This window comes from Burkholderia sp. Ed8, assembly GCF_040761425.1.
GTDB lineage: Bacteria > Pseudomonadota > Gammaproteobacteria > Burkholderiales > Burkholderiaceae > Burkholderia > Burkholderia seminalis.
The window spans coordinates 833,242-855,997 of the sequence record NZ_CP142889.1; the positions used below are offsets into that span (position 1 = coordinate 833,242).

At 66.9% G+C, this 22,756-nt stretch carries 21 protein-coding genes and 3 pseudogenes; 8 read left to right on the forward strand and 16 right to left on the reverse strand.

Features of this window, described 5'->3' with window-relative positions:
* Positions 1–2 precede the first annotated feature (2 nt).
* The gene (gene rbsK / locus VXM69_RS37965; protein WP_034191960.1) at positions 3–929 is read right to left on the reverse strand and encodes a ribokinase; all 927 of its coding nucleotides are present in this window, start codon (positions 927–929) and stop codon (positions 3–5) included.
* 241 nt (positions 930–1,170) lie between these two features.
* Here rbsK and VXM69_RS37970 point away from each other — a divergent pair, with 241 nt between their 5' ends.
* Complete coding sequence (locus VXM69_RS37970) at positions 1,171–2,256, forward strand: LacI family DNA-binding transcriptional regulator (protein ID WP_034191961.1); 1,086 nt, start codon at positions 1,171–1,173, stop codon at positions 2,254–2,256.
* Positions 2,257–2,281: 25 nt separating this feature from the next.
* Here VXM69_RS37970 and VXM69_RS37975 read toward each other — a convergent pair whose 3' ends face one another.
* From VXM69_RS37975 to VXM69_RS37995, 5 genes and pseudogenes are all read right to left on the reverse strand, one after another.
* Positions 2,282–3,286, reverse strand: a complete 1,005-nt coding sequence (locus VXM69_RS37975; protein ID WP_367190513.1) for a lysozyme inhibitor LprI family protein — start codon at positions 3,284–3,286, stop codon at positions 2,282–2,284.
* Positions 3,287–3,348: 62 nt separating this feature from the next.
* Positions 3,349–3,717 carry a hypothetical protein gene (locus VXM69_RS37980; RefSeq protein ID WP_367190801.1) on the reverse strand — a complete coding sequence of 123 codons (369 nt, stop codon included), beginning with the start codon at positions 3,715–3,717 and terminating at the stop codon, positions 3,349–3,351.
* Positions 3,718–3,754: 37 nt separating this feature from the next.
* Positions 3,755–3,960, reverse strand: a pseudogene (locus tag VXM69_RS37985) (sodium:solute symporter family protein); the annotation flags it as partial.
* A 25-nt stretch (positions 3,961–3,985) separates the two neighbouring features.
* Positions 3,986–5,110, reverse strand: coding sequence for a Fic family protein (locus VXM69_RS37990; RefSeq protein ID WP_367190802.1), 1,125 nt, complete (start codon positions 5,108–5,110; stop codon positions 3,986–3,988).
* Positions 5,111–5,201: 91 nt separating this feature from the next.
* Positions 5,202–6,119: a LysR family transcriptional regulator gene (locus tag VXM69_RS37995; RefSeq protein WP_049036689.1), complete on the reverse strand. Its 918-nt coding sequence runs from the start codon at positions 6,117–6,119 to the stop codon at positions 5,202–5,204.
* Positions 6,120–6,246: 127 nt separating this feature from the next.
* Between VXM69_RS37995 and VXM69_RS38000 the strand changes: the two genes are divergently transcribed.
* Complete coding sequence (locus VXM69_RS38000) at positions 6,247–6,972, forward strand: pirin family protein (protein ID WP_069704920.1); 726 nt, start codon at positions 6,247–6,249, stop codon at positions 6,970–6,972.
* Between the two features lie 61 nt (positions 6,973–7,033).
* Entirely contained in the window at positions 7,034–7,636 is a 603-nt protein-coding gene (gene wrbA, locus VXM69_RS38005) for an NAD(P)H:quinone oxidoreductase (protein WP_301741834.1), read from the forward strand.
* A 90-nt stretch (positions 7,637–7,726) separates the two neighbouring features.
* Here wrbA and VXM69_RS38010 read toward each other — a convergent pair whose 3' ends face one another.
* The 7 genes from VXM69_RS38010 to VXM69_RS38040 all read right to left on the reverse strand — a co-directional run bounded on the left by VXM69_RS38010 (position 7,727) and on the right by VXM69_RS38040 (position 14,017).
* The gene (locus tag VXM69_RS38010; RefSeq protein ID WP_034191966.1) at positions 7,727–8,032 is read right to left on the reverse strand and encodes a hypothetical protein; all 306 of its coding nucleotides are present in this window, start codon (positions 8,030–8,032) and stop codon (positions 7,727–7,729) included.
* 233 nt (positions 8,033–8,265) lie between these two features.
* Positions 8,266–9,000, reverse strand: a complete 735-nt coding sequence (locus VXM69_RS38015) for an LrgB family protein (protein WP_034191967.1) — start codon at positions 8,998–9,000, stop codon at positions 8,266–8,268.
* Positions 8,997–9,368, reverse strand: a complete 372-nt coding sequence (locus VXM69_RS38020; RefSeq protein ID WP_124608658.1) for a CidA/LrgA family protein — start codon at positions 9,366–9,368, stop codon at positions 8,997–8,999. The genes VXM69_RS38015 and VXM69_RS38020 overlap by 4 nt, the downstream gene beginning before the upstream one ends.
* Positions 9,369–9,637: 269 nt before the next feature.
* Positions 9,638–10,672 (reverse strand): alpha/beta hydrolase, encoded by a 1,035-nt coding sequence (locus VXM69_RS38025; protein WP_367190514.1) that lies wholly within the window; start codon positions 10,670–10,672, stop codon positions 9,638–9,640.
* Between the two features lie 58 nt (positions 10,673–10,730).
* The gene (locus VXM69_RS38030) at positions 10,731–11,156 is read right to left on the reverse strand and encodes an organic hydroperoxide resistance protein (protein WP_034191970.1); all 426 of its coding nucleotides are present in this window, start codon (positions 11,154–11,156) and stop codon (positions 10,731–10,733) included.
* Between the two features lie 224 nt (positions 11,157–11,380).
* On the reverse strand, positions 11,381–11,947 hold the full coding sequence (locus VXM69_RS38035; protein WP_034191971.1) for a TetR/AcrR family transcriptional regulator: 567 nt from the start codon (positions 11,945–11,947) through the stop codon (positions 11,381–11,383).
* Between the two features lie 117 nt (positions 11,948–12,064).
* Positions 12,065–14,017: a HAMP domain-containing sensor histidine kinase gene (locus tag VXM69_RS38040; RefSeq protein WP_301741835.1), complete on the reverse strand. Its 1,953-nt coding sequence runs from the start codon at positions 14,015–14,017 to the stop codon at positions 12,065–12,067.
* 529 nt (positions 14,018–14,546) lie between these two features.
* Between VXM69_RS38040 and VXM69_RS38045 the strand changes: the two genes are divergently transcribed.
* A complete protein-coding gene (locus tag VXM69_RS38045; protein WP_175026868.1) occupies positions 14,547–15,185 on the forward strand; it encodes a response regulator transcription factor in 639 nt (212 codons plus the stop codon).
* A gap of 310 nt (positions 15,186–15,495) precedes the next feature.
* Positions 15,496–17,208 carry an ATP-binding protein gene (locus tag VXM69_RS38050; RefSeq protein WP_367190515.1) on the forward strand — a complete coding sequence of 571 codons (1,713 nt, stop codon included), beginning with the start codon at positions 15,496–15,498 and terminating at the stop codon, positions 17,206–17,208.
* Positions 17,209–17,265: 57 nt separating this feature from the next.
* On the opposite strand, the gene VXM69_RS38055 is transcribed toward VXM69_RS38050, so the two are convergent.
* A complete protein-coding gene (locus VXM69_RS38055; RefSeq protein ID WP_049028532.1) occupies positions 17,266–17,862 on the reverse strand; it encodes a TetR/AcrR family transcriptional regulator in 597 nt (198 codons plus the stop codon).
* An 89-nt stretch (positions 17,863–17,951) separates the two neighbouring features.
* Here VXM69_RS38055 and VXM69_RS38060 point away from each other — a divergent pair.
* From VXM69_RS38060 to VXM69_RS38070, 3 genes and pseudogenes are all read left to right on the forward strand, one after another.
* Positions 17,952–18,261 (forward strand): annotated as a pseudogene (locus VXM69_RS38060) (alpha/beta hydrolase); the annotation flags it as partial.
* Between the two features lie 105 nt (positions 18,262–18,366).
* Positions 18,367–20,220, forward strand: coding sequence for an ABC transporter ATP-binding protein (locus tag VXM69_RS38065; protein WP_069704924.1), 1,854 nt, complete (start codon positions 18,367–18,369; stop codon positions 20,218–20,220).
* A 47-nt stretch (positions 20,221–20,267) separates the two neighbouring features.
* Positions 20,268–20,465: pseudogene (locus tag VXM69_RS38070) on the forward strand (DUF4262 domain-containing protein); the annotation flags it as partial.
* 27 nt (positions 20,466–20,492) lie between these two features.
* On the opposite strand, the gene VXM69_RS38075 reads toward VXM69_RS38070, so the two are convergent.
* Entirely contained in the window at positions 20,493–21,614 is a 1,122-nt protein-coding gene (locus VXM69_RS38075; RefSeq protein WP_034191976.1) for a porin, read from the reverse strand.
* Between the two features lie 155 nt (positions 21,615–21,769).
* On the reverse strand, positions 21,770–22,738 hold the full coding sequence (gene speB / locus VXM69_RS38080; RefSeq protein WP_124608654.1) for an agmatinase: 969 nt from the start codon (positions 22,736–22,738) through the stop codon (positions 21,770–21,772).
* Between the last annotated feature and the right edge of the window lie 18 nt (positions 22,739–22,756).

Here is a 22,756-nt window from a genome sequence, read left to right on the forward strand (position 1 = left end):
ATTCAGGTATCCCCGCGCATGACTTCGTCACGCGTCGGGATCGAGGTTTGCGCGCCGTGGCGCGTGACGCTGATGGCCGCCGCGCGCTGGCCGAAGCCGATCGCATCGTCCATCGATGCGCCGCCGGCGCGGGCGGCCGCGAACCCGCCGACGAACGTGTCGCCGGCCGCGGTCGTATCGACGGCCACCACCGTCATCGCCCGATGCCGGCCGTTCCCCGCGCTGCCGCGCCAGCAGACGCCGCGCGCGCCGAGCGTGACCAGCACGTTGCCGACGCCCTTCGCGCACAACGCATCGGCGGCGCGCACGGCCGACGCGTCGTCGCCGACGGCGATGCCGGTCAGCGACTCGGCCTCGGTTTCGTTGACGACGAGATAGTCGACCCGTGCCAGCAACGCGTCGGACAGCGGCTGCGCGGGCGCCGGATTGAGCAGCACCGGTGTGTGGTGCTCAGTGGCACAGGCAATCGCGCACGCGACGGCGGCAACCGGCACTTCGAGCTGACACACGAGGAGTGCCGCCTCCGCGATCGCGTCGCGCGCCGCGTCGATCCGGCCGGCATCGAGACACGCATTCGCACCGGGCACGACGACGATGCTGTTCGCACCGCCGTCGTCGACGGTGATCGTCGCCACACCGGTCGCCGCCCCGCCGATCCGATGCAGGTGCGTCACGTCGATGCGCTCCGCCGCGAGCGCGCCATGCAGGCGCGCGCCGAACGCGTCGTCGCCGACGCAGCCGATCATCACGACCGATGCGCCCAGGCGCGCGGCCGCGACCGCCTGGTTCGCCCCCTTGCCGCCGTGAACGGTCTGGAATGCCGTGCCGAGCAACGTTTCGCCCGGCACCGGCAGGCGCGGCGTGCGTGTGACGAGGTCGATGTTGACGCTGCCGACGACAGCGATACGCGACGAGGCGATGTCGTTCATGCTCGAATGTAACCGCTTACATTTGAGATCGACATAATGGCCGAACGGGCCGTCGTCTCTGAAAATTTCGCGATGCGGGTGAAATCCATGTCTGACATAATACGAAGCAGCAATAAGATAGCGCTTACATTCTCACAGGATCGGATGAGGATGCAAGCGGGACCACCATGAATCGAGGGTAAACAATGACGCGACTGGCAACGCATGCCGCAGGCAGGCCCCGCCCGCCGGGAGACGGCCGATGAGCACGCCCCCGTCCCGCGGCGGCGCGTCGCGCACGCGCCGCGGCAGCGGCCGCTCGGTGCTCGGCGACGTCGCGAAGCTGGCCGGCGTGTCGACCGCGACCGTCTCGCGCGTGTACAACGATCCCGGCAAGGTGTCGGCCGACGTGCAGCAGCGCGTGCGCGACGCGGCGCGCACGCTGAACTGGATTCCGAATGCGGCCGGCCGCGCGCTCGCGTCCACGCGTACCCACATCACCGGCGCGATCATTCCGACGCTCGACGACCAGGTGTTCGCGTCGCAGGTCGCGGGCATGCAGGCGGTCATGGCCGAACACGGCATCACGCTGTTCCTCGGCTGCTCGAACTACGATCCCGCGCAGGCGCTGGCGCAGGTGCGCGCGATGCTGTCGCGCGGCGTGGAAGCCGTGTCGCTGGTCGGCGAAGCGTATCCGCCGGAACTGTTCGAACTCCTCGCGATGCATCGCGTGCCCTACGTGGTCACCTACGCGTATCGCGACGACAGTCCGCACTGCTGCATCGGCTTCGACAACCGCGCGGCGTTCGCGCGGCTCACCACCCACCTGCTCGACCTCGGTCACCGCGATTTCGCGATCATCATGCAGCCGTCGGCGGACAACGACCGCGTACAGGCGCGCCTGCGCGGCATTCACGACACGCTGGCCGCGCACGGGCTCGCCGTGCGCCCCGTGCATCAGCATGAAGGCGCGGCCACGATCGCGTTCGGGCGCGCGAGCCTGCGCGCGATCGCCGGCAGCGACGCGGCGACGCGGCCGACCGCCGTGATCTGCGGCAACGACGCACTCGCGCTCGGTGCACTGCTCGAGGCGCAGGCGCTCGGCATCGACGTGCCCGCGCAACTGTCGATCACCGGGTTCGACGACATCGCGCTCGCGCGCGAGATCCAGCCGCCGCTGACGACGATGTGGGTCGATACCGACGCAATCGGGCGCCAGGCCGCGCATGCACTGCTCGACGCGCTCGAGAACGGCGCCACGGGGCCCGGCCGGGCCGTGCTGCCCGAGTTGCGCACGCGGGAATCGGTCGCGCCGCCGGCGCCCGTGCGCGCGGCGCGCCGGAAGTGAAGACGTGCCGCGCGGCGGCGCCCGCTCACGACATCACGTCGATCGGCGGCGCCTTGTCGAGATTGTCGTGCCAGGCCTTGATCGTCTTCGGCACGGTTTTCTTCCACGCCGGCACGTTCGTGTAGTAGCGCATCCGGACGGTGTTCTTCGCATCGAACACGAGCAGCCCGATCCACAAATCGGCGCCGCGGCGCATCACGATCGCCGCGTTGGTCGTCGCGATGCCGCGCACCCAGTAGGATTTCACGCGCGCATCGAGCCCGTCGAGATCCTTCTCGTCGGCGCTGTAGTTGACCATGTCGACGAGCGTCTGATAATCGCCGCCAAGCAGTTTGTGCGCGGCCGCATTCTGCGTCGCGTCGGTCACGACCTTGAGGGTCAGCAGGTCGGCCGGCGGTTTGGCCTGGAACTGCGACGCCGTCACGTAGTCGCCCGCGTAGACGACACCCGCGCCGGCACCGCAATCGAAATCCGCGCCCTGCTGCGTGACGCGGATGCGCCCGCCCTTGCGGTCGAAATCGAGCCGGCATGCGTCCCGGCGATAGGTGCCGCTATCGCCGTGCAGCACGATGTCGCCGTCGAGGCCGCCGTCATTCGCGCCGTTGTTGCCGCTCAGTTCGAAATGCAGGCGCGGCGCCGTGCCGGTGAACGTCAGCACACCACCGAACGACGGGTTGTCGCTCGTCAGGTACCACGTCTGCTGCCAGCGGTCGGCGGCGAGCGGCGTGCCGTTCAGGCTCGCAAGCCGTTCGCGGTAGCGGTCGCCGAGGCAGGGTGCATCGCTGCCGCACTGGTCGCGCTGCTTCAGCCACTTCAATTGCGCGGCCTTCAGCGCGGCCGTATCGCCGCCTTTTGCGAGCGCCCGCTTCCACGCGGCCGACAAGTCGCCGTCCAGCTTCGACAGGGCGGTATCCGCACAGATCGTCTTCTCGGCCGGCGAGGCGGCCTTCGCGCAGTCGAAGCCGGCCGCCTGCGCGGCAATCGGCAGCAGCGTCAGCAGCGCGGCCGCCGCGACGAATGGCAGAGGCATGCGTCGCACGCTGGATGCGGAAATCGCGGCGTGTTCGCGCGGATTCGATCGGTTCTGGATAGTCATCGGCTTGATCGTCGCTGGGTCGCGCGCCCGTAGAAGCTACCTGCACGCGACATTCGAGGTAAAAACGCCCGGCCCGGCATGCGGCACACGCCGCCGCCCGCCGAAGCGTAACCCGGATGCGCGACGCCGATCAATCGACGTTCGATGTCGTTGCAACCGTTCCGGCAGCCACGCTGCGTTGCACGATGCCGTCGCGCAATACGGCTTGCGTCGCATGATCGAAGATCCCGATGAACACCATCGCGCCCGCCGCTTCGCGAGGCGACTGCCCCCTGCGCATCGGCCACGCGCACGATGCCTTTTGCGCGCTGGATCGTGCACGGCAACGCCTTCAGCCACGCGCGCAGCCGGACCTTGTCGAGCACGTCCGGCGCGGCGACGGTGACGCTTGCGAACGCCGGCAATCAGGAACAGGATCGATGCGCACGCAACGACCTGTTCGAACGCGCGGCGGCTGCAGTGGCCCTTGAACAGGTCGGGTAGCGTGATCGCGTTGTGGCGCTTGCCGGCCTCCCGGATCCTCGGTCCGACGAAATAGCCGATCGGATTGGCCCGCGGGATGAGCCGAGAAACCACACGCCACAAGTCGGCCTTTTCGCGTAGATGCCGTGCCGTCGAGCGCGCGAACGGGTATCAGCCGTCGAACGGCGCCAGCTCGTAACTCGTGCTCCGGCCGCCGGACGACGAACGGCGCAGCACGCCGCGCTCGACGAGTTCCGCGATGTCGCGCAGCGCGGTGTCCTGCGAGCACTTCGCGAGGGCCGCCCACTTGGTCGTCGTCAGCTTCCCCTCGAAACCGTCGAGCAGGCGATTCATCACCTTGGCCTGGCGCGCGTTCATCGCGAAGCCCGCACAGCGCTGCCAGAAGCGCGCCTTCACCAGCACCGCGTCGAGCGTCGTGTGTGCGTGATCGATCGCCCTGCCGAGGGTATCCAGGAACCACGCGAGCCATTCCGTGACGTTGAGCGAACCGCGCTGCGTGCGCTCCAGCACGTCGTAGTACGCATTGCGCTCGCGCTGGATCTGCGCCGACAGGCTGTAGAAACGCTGCGGACTCCGGTCGGCGCGCGCCAGGACCAGATCGCCGAGCGCACGCGCGATACGGCCGTTGCCGTCGTCGAACGGGTGGAGCGTGACGAACCACAGATGGGCCAGGCCGGCCTGGATCAGCAACGGCTCGGCCGGTTCGGCATTGAGCCACGCGAGAAAGCGCGCGATCTCGTGCGTCAGGCGCGCGGCCGGCGGCGCCTCGAAATGCACGCGCTGCCGGCCGATCGGGCCGGACACCACCTGCATCGGCCCGCTCGCATCCGTGCGCCATCCGCCGACCGTGATTCGCGACAATCCCGAATAGCCGGTCGGGAACAGCGCCGCATGCCACCCGAACAGGCGCGCCTCGGTCACCGGCGCCGCCGCATGGATCGTCGCGTCCAGCACCATGTCGACGACGCCCTCGACGTGGCGGTCGACCGGCGCCAGCGCGCCGATGTCGACCCCGAGCCGGCGCGCGATCGACGAGCGGACCGATGCGACGTTCAGGGTTTCGCCCTCGATCGCGCTGGTCTTGACGACGTCCTCCGTCAACGCGGTCAGGCTCGCCTCGTCGCGCAGCGCGAGGCCGATGTCCGCCAGCCGCCCGGCCAGCATGCCTTGCGCGCGGCTGACGTCGGCCAGCGGCGTCGCGAGTGCCGGAAGGTCGAAGCGCCACGCCGGCCAATCGGCCGATTCCCAGATGAAAGTGTAATCTCCGCTCATGATGCGGAGATTATCCCACCGATTCGCCGCATGACTCAATATTCTCCGCATATTTTGCGGAGAATATGCGCGCTATTCACCGCACGGTGGCCTGCTATCGCGTCCGGCCCGCGTCGCGCTTCCCGGGCGGCGGCGCGTCGCCGAGCCGTTCGGCAAGAAATCCGATGAACGTGCGCAGCGTGACGAACCCTTCCCGATGCTGCGGGAACACCGCATTGAGCGTGATCGGCGGCGGCACGTACGCGTCGAGCACCGGCACGAGCGCGCCGCTGTCGAGCGCCGCGCCGACGATGAAGTGCGGCAGCAGCGCGATGCCGAGCCCCGCGATCGCCGCGTCGCGCACCACTTCGCCGTTGTTCGCGACGAGCGGCCCCTGCACGTCGAACGTGCGTGACGCGCCGTCGATGCGGAATTCCCAGCCGACGCGCCGCTCGCGCCCGTACAGCAGGCAAGTGTGACCGGCGAGATCGGCCGGTGTCTGCGGCGTGCCCTGCCGCTTCAGGTACGCGGGGCTCGCGCACGCGATCATCCGCCACGCGCCCAGCGGGCGAGCGATCAGCGTCGAATCCTCGAGCGAGCCGATCCGCAGCACGAGGTCGAACCCTTCGCCGATCAGGTCGACGCGCCGGTCGGTCAGGTCGAGGTTCAGCCGCACGGCCGGGTGCGCGGACAGGAATTCGGCGATCAACGGCGACACGTGGGTGATCCCGAACGACAGCGGCGCGCTGATCTTCAGCGAGCCGTGCAGCTCGGTGCTGCGCACCGACATCGCCTGCTCGGCGTCGGCGATCTCCGCCAGGATGCGCTGCGCGCGCGCATAAAACTCCTGCCCCGATTCGGTCACCGCGAGATTGCGCGTATTGCGGTGCAGGAGCCGCACGCCGAGCGACGCCTCCAGCGCCATCGTGCGCCGGCTGACGAACTGCTTGGACAGCATCAGCTGGTCGGCCGCCGCCGTGAAGCTGCCCGCATCGACGGTCGCGACGAAGATCCTCAGGTCGTTGAGTTCCATATTGTCCACTCCATAGCGACAGTCATTATCTCTACAGCCATTTATTTGTCAAATCGATTGACCTAAGATTCATCTCAACGAACGGCCGGGCCCACTTCCGAGGTCCGGCGACTTCAAGGAAAAAATCATGATCGAAATCCGTGCAGCAAACCAACGTGGCCGTGCGGAGCATGGCTGGCTCAGCTCCCGTCATACGTTTTCGTTCGCGAATTACTACGATCCGAAGCAAGTCGGCTTCTCCGACCTGCTCGTGATCAACGACGACCGCGTCGCGCCGGGCCGCGGCTTCGGCACGCACCCGCACCGCGACATGGAAATCCTGTCGTACGTGCTCGACGGCGCGCTGGAACACAAGGACTCGATGGGCACCGGTTCGGTGATCGTGCCGGGCGACGTGCAGTTGATGAGCGCAGGCACGGGCGTGCGCCACAGCGAGTTCAACCACTCGCCGGACGCGCCGGTCCACTTCCTGCAGATCTGGGTCGGGCCGGCCGAAAAGGGTGCCGAGCCGCGTTATCAGCAGACGAATGTCGCGGCCGACGACAAGCGCGGCAAGCTCGCCCTCGTCGTGTCGCCGAACGGCGACGCCGGTTCGCTGAAGATCCGGCAGGACACACGGATTTACGCGGGCCTGTTCGACGGCGATGAGCGCACGACGCTGGAACTTGACCCGAGCCGCTTTGCTTACGTGCACGTGGCGCGCGGCAGCGTGACGGTCAACGGCGTGACGCTCGGCGAAGGCGACGGCGCGCGCATCCGCGGCGAACAGGCGCTGACGATCGCCGACGGCCAGGATGCCGAAGTGCTGGTGTTCGACCTGCGTCCGGTCGAAGTGACGGCCGAGTGGGCATGACGCCCGTTCGGGAAACCGGGCCCCGCTGAATGCGGGGCCTTTTTAATCGGAGATTCGCAACATGGCCAAGGTTCTGGTTCTTTACTACTCGTCCTACGGGCACGTCGAAACGATGGCGCAGCACATCGCCGAGGGCGCGAAATCGGTGCCCGGCGTCGAGGTCACGCTCAAGCGCGTGCCGGAAACGATCCCCGTCGACCAGGCCCGCGCGATCGGCGTGAGGGTCGACCAGGCCGCGCCGGTCGCCACGGTGGACGAACTCGCCGACTACGACGCCATCATCTTCGGCACGCCGACCCGCTTCGGCAACATGGCCGGCCAGATGCGCACGTTCCTCGACCAGACGGGCGGCCTGTGGATGAAGGGCGCGCTCGTCGGCAAGATCGGCAGCGTGTTCGCATCGACCGGCACGCAGCACGGCGGCCAGGAAACGACGATCACGTCGTTCCACACGACGCTGCTGCACCACGGGATGGTGATCGTGGGCGTGCCGTATGCGTGCAGCGGGCTCGTCAACATGAACGAAATCACCGGCGGCACGCCGTATGGCGCGACGACGCTCGCGGGCGCGGACGGCAGCCGCCAGCCGAGCGCGAACGAACTCGACATCGCGCGCTACCAGGGCAAGCACGTCGCGGAAATCGCCAGCAAGCTCGCGTCGTAACGCGGCGGCCTCGCGCCGCTGCCGTTGCGCGCACGAACGAACGGCGCCGGTTCGACCGGCGCCGTTCGTCCTGTGCAGGGCTGGCGGGCGTTACTGGCCCGAAGCCGGCGCGGCCGGCGCCGCCTTCGTCGCGGGCGCCTTCTGCACGGCGTTCTGCGGATAGTTGCTCTGGTCGTTGGTCAGCCGGTAACCGCTGCCGGTGCCGATCGCCTTCAGGTCCGACGCGTGCCGCGCACGGGCCGCCTTGCGCGCCGCCTTCTTCTGCGCCTTGTCGAGCTGCTTCTGCGTCGGCGCGGACGCCGGATCCTGCGCGTATGCCGCCGGCACGGCGGTCAACAACAAACCGCACGACGCCGCTACTGCTGCTGCCACCGAAACCACGCGAGACTGCTTCATGGCCGGATCTCCTTGTCGAGTGTTGATTGTGGATTATCGGACACCGGCGCGCACGCGACGGCTTGCGACAACGGCGCCGATGCAACGTTAGCCGATCGCCGCGCAAATGTCCGTGTGCGTTCCTGAATTCTCCTGATAACGACAACGATACGTGCAAGCGGCACGGGCCGTCCTTTCGGCCTGCCATCCGCGCCATCAGGGAAACCGATAGCCCGCGGCCGACCGGCGCGCGTTCAGATCCAGCGCGACAACACCGGCAGCAGGATCGGGACGACGAAGGCCGTCAGCACGCCGTTCAGCCCCATCCCCAGCCCGGCGAACGCGCCGGCCTCCTCGCTGACCTGGAACGCGCGCGCGGTACCGATCCCGTGCGACGCGACGCCGAGCGCGAAGCCGCGCACGGCCGGCTCGTCGACCCGCAGCAGATTGAGGATGCCACGTGCGCACACCGCGCCAAAAATCCCGGTCGAAATCACGAGCACGGCCGTGAGCGACGGAATGCCGCCGATCTCGGCGGCGACCGCCATCGCGATCGGCGTCGTCGCCGATTTCGGCGCGAGCGACGCGATCGTCTGGCCCGACGCGCCAAACAGCGCGGCGATGCCGACCGCCGACACGATCGCGGTCAGCGAGCCCGCGAGCAGGCCGACGAGCAGCGGCAGCGCGGTGCGCCGCAGCTTCGACCACTGGCGGTACAGCGGCAGCGCGAGCGCAACGGTCGCGGGGCCGAGCAGGAAGTGGACGAACTGCGCGCCTTCGAAATACGTCGGATACGGCGTATGCGTGATCGTCAGCAGCACGACGATCAGCGCGACCGCGATCAGCACCGGGTTCGCGAGCGGGTTGAAGCGCGCCCGCGCATAGACGGCCTGCGCGAACAGATACGCGACCAGCGTGATGGTCAGGCCGAGCAGCGGGGTCGCGGCGAGATAGACCCAGATCGCGCCGAGTTTCGGGAAGGCCGTCATTGCACGCCCTCCGCGTCGCCGCCCGCGCGGCGCTGGCGCCGCAGCAGCGCACGCGTGACGAGCGCCGTCACCGCGATCGCCAGCGTGGTGCTGACGGCCAGCGCGACGACGACCGCGACCGCATCGCCGCGCACGCGATCGGCCGACACCATGATGCCGACGCCGGCCGGCACGAACAGCAGCGACAGGTGGCGCAGCAGCTCGAGCGCGGTCGGTTCGATCGCATCGGCCACCTGCGGGCGCAACATCACGAAGCCGAACAGCAGCAGCATGCCGATCACGGGGCCCGGCACCGGCAGGCCGAACAGATAGGACACGCCTTCGCCGAGACACTGGAAGATCAGCAAGACCGCGAACGCCTGCAACATGAACCGCTTCTCCCGAATGGTTGCGCCGGGCCGGCGGCTTGCCGCGCCGGCATGGACGATACGCGCGATCGTACCAACATTGCCGGCCGCCAGTCGCGACTGGCGCAATCGCCCGATCCCGGCTCGACCGTGTCACCCCTGCGGACACCGTCGTGCTTCACCGCCCCAACCGCGCGCCGGTCGCATGCAAAAAAGGCGGGCATACGCCCGCCTTCGTTCCGTTCGCACACGCACCGCGACGCTTGCGGCGCGCGTACGCGCCCGCCGCGTTACTTCAACCGCGTCGCGATTTCGTTGGCCATCGCCTTCGTCGCGGCTTTCGTCGGTGCATCGTCGGCCAGCGCGTTCAGCAAACCGAAATCGTGGATCGTGCCGTCGTAGCGCGTGGTCGTCGCATCCACGCCGGCCGCGTCGAGCTTGCGGCCATACGCTTCGCCTTCGTCGCGCAGCACGTCGAACTGCGCCACCTGGATCAGCGCGGGCGGCAGGCCCGTCAACTGCGCGGTGCTCGCGCGCAGCGGCGACGCGTAGATCTCGTTGCGTTGCGCTTCGTTCTTCGTGTAGGCGTCCCAGAACCACTTCATCATCGGCCGCGTCAGGAAGTGGCCCTGCTGGTACGCGTTGTACGAGCCCGTATTGAAGTTGTGGTCCGTGACCGGCCACATCAGCCCCTGGAAGCGGATCGCGGGGCCGCCCTTGTCCTTCGCCATCAACGCCACGACGGCCGCCATGTTCCCGCCGACGCTGTTGCCGACCACCGCGAGGCGGCTGCCGTCGACACCGATCTCGGCGCCATGCGCGGCCACCCACTTCGTCGCCGCATAAGCCTGGTTGATCGCGACCGGGTAATGCGCTTCCGGCGACGGCGTGTAGTTCACGAACACCGCGACGGCGCCCGACTGCACGACGAGATCGCGCACGAGGCGCTCGTGCGTCGGGAAGTCGCCGAGCACCCAGCCGCCGCCGTGGATGAACACGAAGACCGGCAGCGTGCCCGTCGCGCCTTGCGGGCGCACGATCGTGACGGGTACCGACAGGCCGTCCTGCTCGATCGTGCGGTTCGACACGTCGATGCCGGACAGGTCCACCTTTACGCCGTTCTGCGCATCGACCAGCACCTGACGCGCCTTCGCGGGGCTCAGCGTTTCGAGGCCCGGGCCCTTCTGGCCGTTCAGCACGGCGAGGAACGCACTCGTCTTCGTATCGGGACGGATGGTATCGGCGCCGGCCGCGAATGCGGCGGGGGCGGTGGACAGCGCGGCCGCAACGGCGGCGGCGATCAGCAGCGGCTTGACGATCTTCATGATGGTGTTCCTTGGCGTTCGCGGTTGAATGACGACAAATGATTCGTAGTGCGATTGATTAGAGAAGCGTGAGCGTGACGTCGATGTTGCCGCGCGTCGCGTTCGAGTACGGGCAGACGACGTGCGCACGGTCGATCAGCGTTTGCGCGACGTCGCGATCGAGGCCCGGCAGCGAGATCTTCAGTTCGACTTCGATGCCGAAACCGTTCGGGATCGCGCCGATGCCGACGCTGCCTTCGATGGCGGCGTCCGCGGGCATCGCGATCTTGTCGCGAGCCGCGACGAACTTCATCGCGCCGATGAAGCATGCGCTGTAGCCGGCGGCGAACAGCTGCTCGGGGTTCGCGCCTGCGCCGCCCGCGCCACCGAGTTCGCGCGGCGTGGTCAGCTTCAGGTCGAGACCGCTTTCGGGCACCGTCGCACGACCGTCACGGCCGCCGGTGGCTTTTGCATGGGCGCGGTACAACACTTTTTCGATCGACATGACAGACTCCTTTGCAGTAAATGAACCAAACAACCTTCGAACCGGGGATCGCGTGCCGTCGGCTTTTTCCGCCGGTCCCGCGCTTGTTTATCTACTCATAGATAGACAAGCATCCCCAAAAAATACAGAAGCATTACCCTCTGCGCCGATTGTCTATCTATCACTAAATAGACAACAAGAACCAATAAAACGGCGGCGAACCGCCCTGCTACCCGCGCGGTCCGTCAGGACCGCGCCTTCCAGACGGCCTCGACATCCTCGAGGCGCGCCCGCGTATGAAACAGCCGGCTGGCCAGCACGCTACCCTGAAACGCCGCGTACAACGTGCGCGCGGCCGTATCGGGTTCGCCGCTGAACTGCAGCGTACCTTCCTTCGCGCCCTGCGCCAGCAATGCCGCCAGCCAGCTTTCGTTGGCCTTGAAGAACGCCTGCACGGCCTGCCGCACGTTCTCCGGCAGCGTTTCGATATCGGCCGCGAGCATCCCGCACAGGCAGATCAGGTTGCCGTCGCCGAGCGTGCGGCCGAACATCTTCGTGTACAGGCTCAGCTTCACGTCGGCCGGCAATGCCGGATCGATCGTCCGCATGGCCGCGAGGACTTCGTCGCTGTACACCGCCACCGCTTCCAGCACCAGATCGTCCTTCGACGGGAAGTAGTAGTGGATGCTCGACGTCTTCACGCCCACCAGGTCGGACAGGTCTCGATAGCTGAAGCCGTTGTAACCGCGCAGCATCATCAGCGTGATCGCGTGATCGAGAATCTGTTCGCGGACGGTCGGTTTCGTTTCCATGGATCGAACTTTATCTACTCATAGATAGACAGTCAAGGACTTTTTTCGGGGCACCATGAAAAGTCTGAAAATCTGGCGCCCCGGCGAGCGCACCGACCGGCTCGCCGCCGCCGGCCCTCAGCCCGGGACGGGTTCGGCCAGCGTCTCGCGGTTCGCGCTTTCCGCCGCGTCGTCCGCCCCGGCCACGGGCAAGCTCAGCACTACCGTCGTGCCCTGCCAGGCCGCGCTGTCCACGCGAATCTCGCCGCGATGCCGATCGACGACCGCCTTGGCGAACGCCATACCGAGCCCGACGCCCTTCGTGTACGGCTGCCCTTGCAGGCGAAAGCGCCGATAACGCTCGAACAGATGCGCCTGCTCGCTGGCGGCGATCCCGTAACCGTGGTCGCGGATGATGCAGCGCACCGACGCGCGATCGTCGGTCAGTTCGACCGTGCACTCGATACGGGTATCGGGTGCGCTGTACTCGACGGCGTTACCGAGCAGGTTGGCCAGCGCGCGCGACAGCAGTGCCGGGTCGCCGTACACGAGCGCTTCGTCGCAACGCGGCACGTCCTCGACGGCAATCCGCTTTTCCTGCGCGCGCGGCCAGATTTCATCCCGTGCCTGATTCATCAGGTCAGCGACGTTGACGAGCTCCGACACGCACTCGCCCGCCTCCGCCCTCGAGACCTGCGCGAAACCGTCGGCCATCGCCAGCGTATGGCACGCCAGCCTGCCGATCTCATGCAGGCGCTCGCGCAGGGTGCAGCCGGACGGGCATTCGGCGGGCGCATTCACCAGCACGACGACCGACGTGAGCGGCGCGCGCATGTCATGCGAGAACAGCGTCAGCATGTCGCTGCGCTGCCGCTCGAGCACCGAACGGCGAACGTAGGCGCCGCGCAGCATGTCCAGTGCGTCGTTCACCCGCCCGATCTCCGGGCTCGCGCCCGGCACCCGGGCGATCGGCGACACATCGCCCTGGCTCAGCGCGACGATGCGCCGGCTCAGCTCGGCGAGCGGCTTCGACAGCGTCCGCTGCGTGCCGCGCACGAGCAGGAACAGGATCAACGTGCACAGCGCCGCTTGGGCGACGGATAGCGCCATCCTGACGCGGGCGGCATCGCGCAACTCGACGGTGCGCGCGCTCGTCATTTCGATCACGCGGTCGCGCAATTGCTCCGACGCCCCGAGATCGCGCATGATCCGCCGCGCGAAGTCCTCGACGCTCATCGCATATGCGCCCGTCCGGCTCGCGCGGATCGTCGCCGCGACCAGCGGCAGGAAGCTGCCGTCCAGCGTGTCGTTCAGTCGTGCGAAGTCGTTTGCGAGCGTCGTGTCGGCGAGCAGCGGCGCGATCGCGCCGGCGATCAACGCGCGCAGCTGCATGATGCGTCCGCGCATCTGGATGATGCTCGCGAGCCGCTCCTCGCCGATCGGCTCGCGCTTGATCAGCGACGCGACGAACAGCGAGCCGAGCCGGCCGGTATATTCGCGCAGGTCGCCAAGCAGGTGCGCGAGCATCAACAAACCCGACGTCGCCGGATTGCGCATTGCCGTGCCGGCCATGACGTCGTCGGCCAGTGACGCGAGATCGTCGGCGACCGCGAACATCCGGTCTTGCGCCGCCTGAACCTGCCACACCGTGCGCGCCGTCAGCGGCTGCGCCGCGAGCGCGTCGACTTCGCCACGGGCGCCGCCCAGTTCCGCGCGGATCGACTCGAGCGCACGCAACGCGATCCGCCGCTCGGGTGCCTCGAGGGTCGCCGCCTGCGCGATGTCCGTTCGAAGCGCGTCGAGTGCCAGGTTCGAGCGCATCCGCGCATCGCTTACGGCCTCCACGTCCGCCGCCGGGTCGCGCCGCTGCAACGCAAGCAGCGTGTTGGCCGGCCAGCGTTCGGCCGAAATCAGGTTCGCCGCGACCATCGCGCGCTCGACCCGCCCGAAATCGCGCAAATCGAGGCTCCCCTGCCGGTATTGCCGGTAGCTTTCCAGGACGATCGTTCCACACGCCACGATCGTCAGCATCACGACGAGCACGAAGCCGATGCCCATCCGCTGTTGGATCGAGAGGCCATCGAAGCTCATGGCGCCCGTCCGCTTCGGCTACGGAGCACACCCGATTCGGCATCGCCGGTGGGACATGGATACGTCACGTTCGATTCCTGAATTACGTCATTTCCGTTGACAACACTCATCGCCGGCATCAATTGACGCACAATCGAAATCAATGGCCTCGCCATCGAATGACACATGGAAAAAAATACGCCGTTTCATCATGCTTATTTCATCGTGAAATATCCGATTCAACGGCTCCCGTGCGGCGAATTTCGACGGCCTTCCGCCGCACGCTTGCTTCGCACTGCGATACACCTGGGTTTCAGTCGGCATTCAGCGGCAGACGTACGCCGACGATCGCAGCACGGCGCCGCCTGAATCGCCCGCCATTAGCCACTGCCGCGATGGAGTCTCGACCTTTTCAAACGGAATGTAAACGCGACGTTCGACGCAGGGGAAATACCGGATAAGCAGGACGTTAGTATTACGACTTTCGTCTTGTACAATCCTGTTCTTTCCTATCGGATAGGCGTCGGCTTTCCCACAGCCCATCGCGCCCATGAAAATACTGATCGTCGACGATCACGCGCTCCTGCGTGACGGCGTGGAGATGCTGCTGCGTCGGGAAGACGCCGACATGATCGTCGTTCAGGCGAGCAGCGCCGATGACGCGCTGCACCTGCTCAACCTGCACGCAGACCTCGACGCCATCGTGCTCGACTTGAAGCTGCGAGGCATGGACGGGATCGACGCGCTCGCCGAGTTCGCGAAGATGCGCCCGGGGCTGCCCGTCATCGTGCTGTCGTCGTCGGAAGATCCGGGCGCCGTGCGCGCCGCATTCACGCAAGGCGCGATGGGCTACGTGCCGAAATCGGCCAGCCCGCATACGCTGCTGTCTGCGATCCGGATCGCGCTCAGCGGCGAGCGTTACGTGCCACCGCTCGTACTCGACGAACACGCGACACAGCAGCCGGACAGCGCCGGGGCGACGACGCTTTCGCGCGACGAGTTGCTGACGCACCGCCAGATCGAAGTGCTGCGCTATCTTGCGGAAGGCATGCCGAACAAAGTCATCGCCCGCAAGCTCGGCCTGTCGGAAAAAACCGTCAAGGCGCACATCACTGCGATCTTCAAGGCGTTGAACGTAATCAATCGCACGCAGGCGGCTGCCGTCGGCAGGAAGGCCGGACTCATCTGACCGGAAGCGCGAATTGCGTTGCCGGCGGGGATCGCCTAAATTTTTTCTGCATCCTCAACGCAAACGGGGGCGTTGATGACAACCCCGCCCCGAGACACGAAGCGTGGCGCGATCCTCCGACTCCCCGATGCACCCGCGTGCGACGCGCGCGATTGCAATTCGCCTCACACGCAATGAACGACACTTGACGGACATTCATGTGCATTCACGTGGCAATGAACGGGCGCGGCACCGACGCCGACCGCCGGGCCCGGTCGCGATACCGCATGCGGGCTCCGGGTCCGGGGCGTGATACCCGAGGAGCCTGCGCATGACGCGCGCCGACGAATCACCCGAAGCCCCGCCGCCGATCGTTTCGGCAGCCTCGGACGTCCCGTTCGACCTGGCCGCCGACGTGATCGCGCGCTGGCAGCGTCTCGTCGACCTGATGGCGGAAATCGTCGGCGTGCCGGCCGCGCTGATCATGCGCAACGTCGGAAAAGACATCCGCGTGCTGGTGGCGAGCCGATCCGAAGGCAATCCGTTCTATCCGGGCGAATCGGCCGAGCTGCACGGATCGGGGCTTTATTGCGAAGCGGTGATCGAGAGCGGCCGCTCGTTGGTCGTGCCGAACGCGCGACGATCGGAACGCTGGCGAAACAATCCTGATCTGCGCGTGAATATGGTTTCGTATCTCGGCCTGCCGATCCGCTGGCCGGACATGACGACGTTCGGCACGATCTGCCTGCTCGACTGCAAGGAAAACGCCTATTCGGAGCGGTACATCCGGCTGGTCGAAGAGCTGCGCAACCAGATCGAGATGCAGTTGCAGCTCATCCATGCGCAACGGACCGCCGAACACGCGCGCCAGCAGGCCGCTCAACTGGCCGAAAACTTCCGGCAGCAGAAGGATCTCGCCGCGGAAGCCGTGCGCGTCAAATCGAGCTTTCTCGCGGCGGCAAGCCATGACCTCCGCCAGCCCGTCCATGCATTGAGCCTGTTCGTCGGCGCATTGCGGCACGTGCCGATGCCCGTCGATGGCGCGCTGCTCGTCGAACGCATCGACCAATCCGTCAATGCGATGGACGAGCTGTTCACCGCGATCCTGGACATCTCGCGGCTCGATGCCGGTGTCGTGCCCGTGCATCGCAGGCCGTTCGCGATCGATTCGGTGCTGGAGCGGGTGTGCCGGGACGTAGCCGTCGACGCGCGCGCGAAGGGGCTGCACCTGTCGTACGTGCCGAGCACCGTGGTGGTCGACTCCGATCCGGTGCTGATCGAGCGGATCGCGCGCAACCTGCTGTCCAACGCGGTGCGCTATACCGACGCGGGACGGATCGTGGTGGGCTGCCGGCGCACACACACGCATGTCCGCCTGCAAGTGATCGATACCGGGCGCGGCATTCCCGCCGATCAGCAAAGCCGCGTGTTCGACGACTACTACCAGTTGCCCCATCGCGACCGCGGCCACGAACAGGGCGTGGGCCTCGGCCTGGCGATCGTGCGGCGCCTGGCGGAGCTGCTCGAGTGCCCGCTGGCACTGCGCTCGGCGCCCGGGCAGGGCTCGTGCTTCGAACTGCGCCTGGTGCGAGTGGACGCGGTCGTGAAACCGCCCGCGACCGCCGTCGACGAGTTCGCCTTCGACGAGGCCGCCGCGGCCGCGGCGCACCTCGTCGTGGTGATCGACGACGAAGCGGCCATCCGCGCGGGCATGTCGATCCTGCTCGCCCGCTGGGGATACCGCGTCGTCGTGGCGCCGTCGGTCGACGACGCGATCGCGCTTCTGGCGACCGGCGACGTACCCCCGACGTTGTTGATCTGCGATTTGCACCTGCGCGGCGACGAGAACGGAATCGGCGCGATCGCACGGATTCGCGAAGAATTCAACGCGGCCATTCCCGCGATGCTGATCACCGGCGACACTACCGCGCGCCGGCCCGGCCGATCACAGCACGGCGGCTTCATGCTGCTGCACAAGCCGGTGCCGAGCGACAAGCTGCGCTCGGCAATCATGCGCTGCCTGGGTGCGCCGAAGGGCAGATGAGACCGGGACCGAAACGCGCGACGACGAGGGTGCCGCGCGGTATCGGGACAGCGATCGTCACTGCGGCCGCAGCATCCGCCGGATGATCGTCCGCAGCATCGCGCGATGCGCGCGCGGCTTGAATCCCGGCTCGAATACGACCCGCCCGACCGCGCCTTCCGTGAGCGCGAGCAACCACGTCGCGACGAGATCCGGCTTCAGGCTCCCGTCGATCGTCCCTTGCGCGACACCGCGCTTGATCAGCGCGACCATCCGCCCTTTCACCTGCGCCTCGTTCGCCGCGAACAATGCCGCGACCTCCGGATTGCGCGTCGCCTCGGCCGCGGTCTCGATGCTGATGCGCGCATAGACGGGATCGCTCGACAGTTCCATCAGCGCCAGCGCGATCTCCTCGATCGCGGTCAGCGCATCGTCGGCGTTCGCATGCCGCGCGAACAGCTCGGCCATCTCGCGCTGGTCTTCCTGTGCGACGGCCTCGACGATCGCCGCCTTGGTCGGGAAATAGTGAAACAGGTTGCCGGGGCTCATCCCGGCCGCCTTGCAGATCGCGGCCGTGGACGTCGCATGAAAGCCGTCGCGCGCAAAACAGTCGATGGCGGCATCCAGAATCTGGCGCCGCTTCGCTTCCACTCTTTCAGGATCGATCTTTCTCAACGGGAACTCCGTACATGACGATCGCTCTAATATTTATTAGACTGATCAGTCGATCTATTATCATGGCGATGGGCTGCGGGCGTCAAGGCGGCCTGCAATCGGACCGGATCGATGCGACACTGGCCGCCGAGCGCGACTATCTGGAAGATGCATCGCAGGCGCTCGCGACGAGGCAGGGGCCCGTGCTGGCCGGGTGGGGCGCGCTGGATAGCCACGTCGATCCGGCGCGTCGTCGTGGTGCCCGGCGCGACGCACGGGCTGCCGCGCGCCGGCTGGTTCGATTACCCGCTCGAGTCGGACTGGCCGCAGTGGAAGATCGGTCCGTACACGGCGCTCGGGCGCCATGTGTATGCGCCCGGCACGCTCGGCCCGATCGAAGCGTGGATCCGGTCGCAGTGAACACATGTGCAACACGGCAGCGCCGCCAAAGGCGCGCTAGATGAAACGGGCATCAGGCAATATCGGTCGCACCGCCCCGCGCGGCCGCTACAAGGAGGAGTTTCAATGTATTCGTGGTTCGAACGTCGCCTGCCGACTTTCCCGCTCGAAGATCCCGTCACGCCGCCGAAGGGATTCTTCTCGTTCGTCTGGGCGTGCACGAAAGGCGCGCGCGGCTGGATCCTGCTGATCGCGCTGACGTCGGCCGCGCTCGCCGCATACGAAGCCGCGCTGTTCGCGATGATGGGGCACGTGGTCGACTGGCTGTCGACGTCGACACCGGCGGAATTCGGCGGCCGCCACTTCGGCGCGCTCGCCGGCTTCGCGGCGATCCTCGCCGGCAGCACGCTGCTGATCGCGCTGCACACGATGGTCAAGCACCAGGTGCTGGCGATCAACTTCCCGATGCGGCTGCGCTGGCTGTTTCACCGGCTGATGCTCGACCAGAGCCTGTCGTTCTACGCCAATGAATTCGCGGGCCGCGTGACGACCAAGATCATGCAGACCGCGCTCGCGGTGCGCGACGCGCTGTTCATGTCGGTCGACGTCGTGATCGGCGTGACCGCATACCTGATCGGTATCCTCGTGCTGGCGGCCAGCTTCGACTGGCGGCTGATGATTCCGCTCGTGCTGTGGGCGCTCGGCTACGGCGCCGCGTGCGCTTATTTCGTGCCGCGCCTGGGCGCCGTCGGCAGCCGGCAGGCCGACGCGCGCGCGCTGATGACAGGCCGCATCACCGATGCGTATTCGAACATCACCACCGTGAAGCTGTTCTCGCACACGCGGCGGGAAGCCGACCATGCCCGGCGCGCGATGGAGGCATTCAAGGCGACCGGCGACGCGCAGATGCGGCTCGTCAGCGCGTTCGAGATCGTCAATCATCTGCTGTCGACGCTGCTGCTGGTCGGCTCGGCCGGGCTCGCGCTCGCTCTGTGGATGCACGGCGAGGCGAGCGCGGGCGTCGTCGCGGCCGTGATCGCGATGGCACTGCGACTGTCGAGCTATTCGCACTGGATCATGTGGGAAATGACCGAGCTGTTCGAGAACGTCGGCACGATCCAGGATGGCATCAACACGCTGACGAAGGTGCGCAGCGTGGTCGACGCGCCCGATGCGAAGCCGCTCGCGGTGCAACGCGGCGAAATCGTATTCGACAACGTGCAGTTCGCGCACGAGGACAACGACCGCACGGTGTTCGACGGGCTGAACCTGACGATCAGGCCAGGCGAACGGATCGGCCTGATCGGCCGCTCGGGCGCCGGCAAGTCGACGCTCGTGAACCTGCTGCTGCGCTTCTACGACGTCGGCGGCGGCACGATCCGGATCGACGGCCAGGACATCGCGCATGTGACGCAGGACAGCCTGCGCAGCGCGATCGGGATGGTCACGCAGGATACGTCGCTGCTGCACCGGACGATGCGCGAGAACCTGCTGTACGGGCGGCCCGACGCGACCGAGCGCGAGATGCAGGAGGCCGCCGTGCGGGCGGAAGCGTCCGAGTTCATCGACCGGCTGCGCGACCGCCACGGGCGCAGCGGCTACGACGTCGAGGTCGGCGAGCGCGGCGTGAAGCTGTCGGGCGGCCAGCGGCAGCGCGTCGCGATCGCGCGCGTGATGCTCAAGGATGCGCCGATCCTCGTGCTCGACGAGGCGACCAGCGCACTCGATTCCGAGGTCGAAGTCGCGATCCAGCGCAGCCTCGACACGCTGATGAGCGGCAAGACGGTGATCGCGATCGCGCACCGGCTGTCGACGATCGCGGCCATGGACCGGCTGATCGTGCTCGACGAAGGGCGCATCGTCGAGGAAGGCACGCACCAGCAGCTGCTGAACGCGGGCGGTATCTATGCGGCGCTGTGGGCGCACCAGAGCGGCGGGTTCCTCGGCGAAACGGCGGAAGCGGAAGGCGCGGAGCGGTAGGCGGGGATGCCGCGGCAACGTGGCGGCACGGATGGTTTTGCACGGAAGTGCTCGCCGAAGGCGACGAACCGGGTTTCTCGTTCACGACCGGGTTGTGGGTCGACCACGGTTTCCCGGAAATCATCGTGTTCTCGTTGCCGGTGCGCATCGCCCACGATGTACCGGGAGACGCATACCGGATGGCCGCTTGCCAAACGCCGTCTCCCCTGCACCTCGTGCGTCACGACAACGGCCACGAGCGTGCCACTGTCATGACGCGCGCCGCTTGCGTGTCAGAAACGGTGGCGAATCCCGACGATCGCAAGCTCCTGGGTGGCCTTGCCGCCATCGACATACGCATCCGCAATCACCGCCTGCGCCGGGCCCGCGCCGTTGCTGCCCGACGCGTGCCCGTAGCTCATCGTTGCATAGAGATCGGTACGCTTGCTGATCGCGTAGTCGGCCGCGAGCGTGACCTGCTGGTAGGTGGCCGACGAATCGCCGTGCGATTTCAGATAGTTGTAACCCGTCTCGAACAACAGTGCCGGCGAAGCCTGCCATGCGACGAACACCGAGCCGTTGTTGTAGCGCTCGGCCGCCCCGAACGTCGAATGCCCGTCGCGCAGGTATTCGGCATAGCTATAGTGGCCGCCCAGCGTGAAGGCACCGAGCACGTAGCTCACGCCGGCCCGCGCGATATTCACCGCACTCGCCGTCGCGTATGCATTGTTGACCGGCGACAGGAAGATCGTATCGGCGCTGCTTGCGCCACGCGTCGACAGCACCGCGTTACCGTTGTCCAGATGCGCATAGCCGGCCGCGACGGTCACCGGCCCGGCCGTGTACGACATCGCGGCGTTGTACGCCTGCCCGGAGCCGACCGAGCCCGCCACGCCGCCGAACCCGTACATCGCGGCCACCTGCAGGCCGCCCCACGACGGGCTCACCCATTTGACCGCATTGCTGTTGCGGACCGAGCCGTCTGCATTGTCGACGTCGCCGGGCGCCGTGAAGTACTCGAGGAAATTGTTCCCCTGCACCGGCAACACCAGGTCCTGCAACGTATCCTGCTGGCGGCCGGCCGTCACCGTACCGAATCCGCCCGACAGCCCGACGAACGCCTTGCGTCCGAACAGCAGGCCGCCGCTCATCTTGCCGCTGTTCACGTTGAAACCGTTCTGCAGGTTGAACAGCGCGCTCAGGCCGCCGCCCAGATCCTCCGTGCCTTTCAGCCCCCACTGGCTGACCGACATCTGTCCCGATTGCAGCTTGACCTGGTTGCTGGCGCCGCCGGTGTTGTGCGTGTACTGAATCGATTCGTCGATGACGCCGTACAGCGTGACCGAGCTTTGCGCAAATGCACTGCCGCACATACCGGCCGCGCATGCAAGTGTGGTCGATGCGATCCATTTCATTGCCGTGCTCTCCTGTCGTTGCGTGGTTGATCCATCTATTGACATGTTTTTGGCTTCATTCGTCATTCAATTCGGATACCGAATTGATACGACCGAAATCGATGCCGTTTTTCCCGGGCCGCACCGGCGACGCGAATCGCCGGCGCGCCCAGGCCTTACCGCGCCGCGCGAGCGCGGTGCCTGAACAGGCAGACCAGCTCGCTCGCCACGTGCGCGGCGGCCAGCGCGGTAATGTCAGCGTGATCGTAGGCGGGCGCGACCTCGACCACGTCCGCGCCGACCAGGTCGACCGACGTGAGCCCGCGGATGATCGACAGCGCCTGCGCGCTCGACAGGCCGCCCGGCACGGGCGTACCCGTGCCGGGCGCGAACGCCGGATCGAGCCCGTCGACGTCGAAGGTGAAATAGGTCGGCCGCGCGCCGACGATCTCGACGATTCGGGCAATGGTCGCGTTCACGCCGTGTTCATGCACCCACGCCGCGTCGAGCACCGAAACGCCCATGAAATCGTCGTTCCACGTCCGGATACCGATCTGCACCGAGTGGACAGGATCGATTAGGCCGTCCTTGATCGCCTTGTAGAACATCGACCCGTGATTGAGGCTGTCCGGCCGATCGTCCGGCCAGGTATCGCAGTGCGCATCGAAATGGATCAGCGAAAGCGGCCGGCCGTATTTTTCCGCATGAGCGACGAGCAGCGGATAACTGATGTAGTGATCGCCGCCGAGCGTCAGCATCCGTGCACCGGCGTCGAGTATCGTGCGCGCATGCGCGACGATCGTCTCCTTGACGGTCGACGGATTGTGTACGTCGAGCCAGCAGTCGCCGTAGTCGATTACCGCATAGTCGTCGAACGGATTGATCCCCCACGGATACGGCAGCAGCACGCCGAGCTGGCTGCTCGCCGCGCGGATCGCGCGCGGGCCGAGCCGCGCGCCCGGACGGTTGGTCGTCGCGATATCGAGCGGCACGCCCGTCACCGCGAGATCGACGCCGGCCAGTTCCTTCGTATACAGACGCCGCATGAACGACACCACGCCCGCATAGGTATTCTCCTTCGACGAACCGTATGGCGACTCGCGGCGGATCGCGCCGTCTCCACGTACGACCGACTGCTTCTGCATGATGTAATCCTTGTTTCG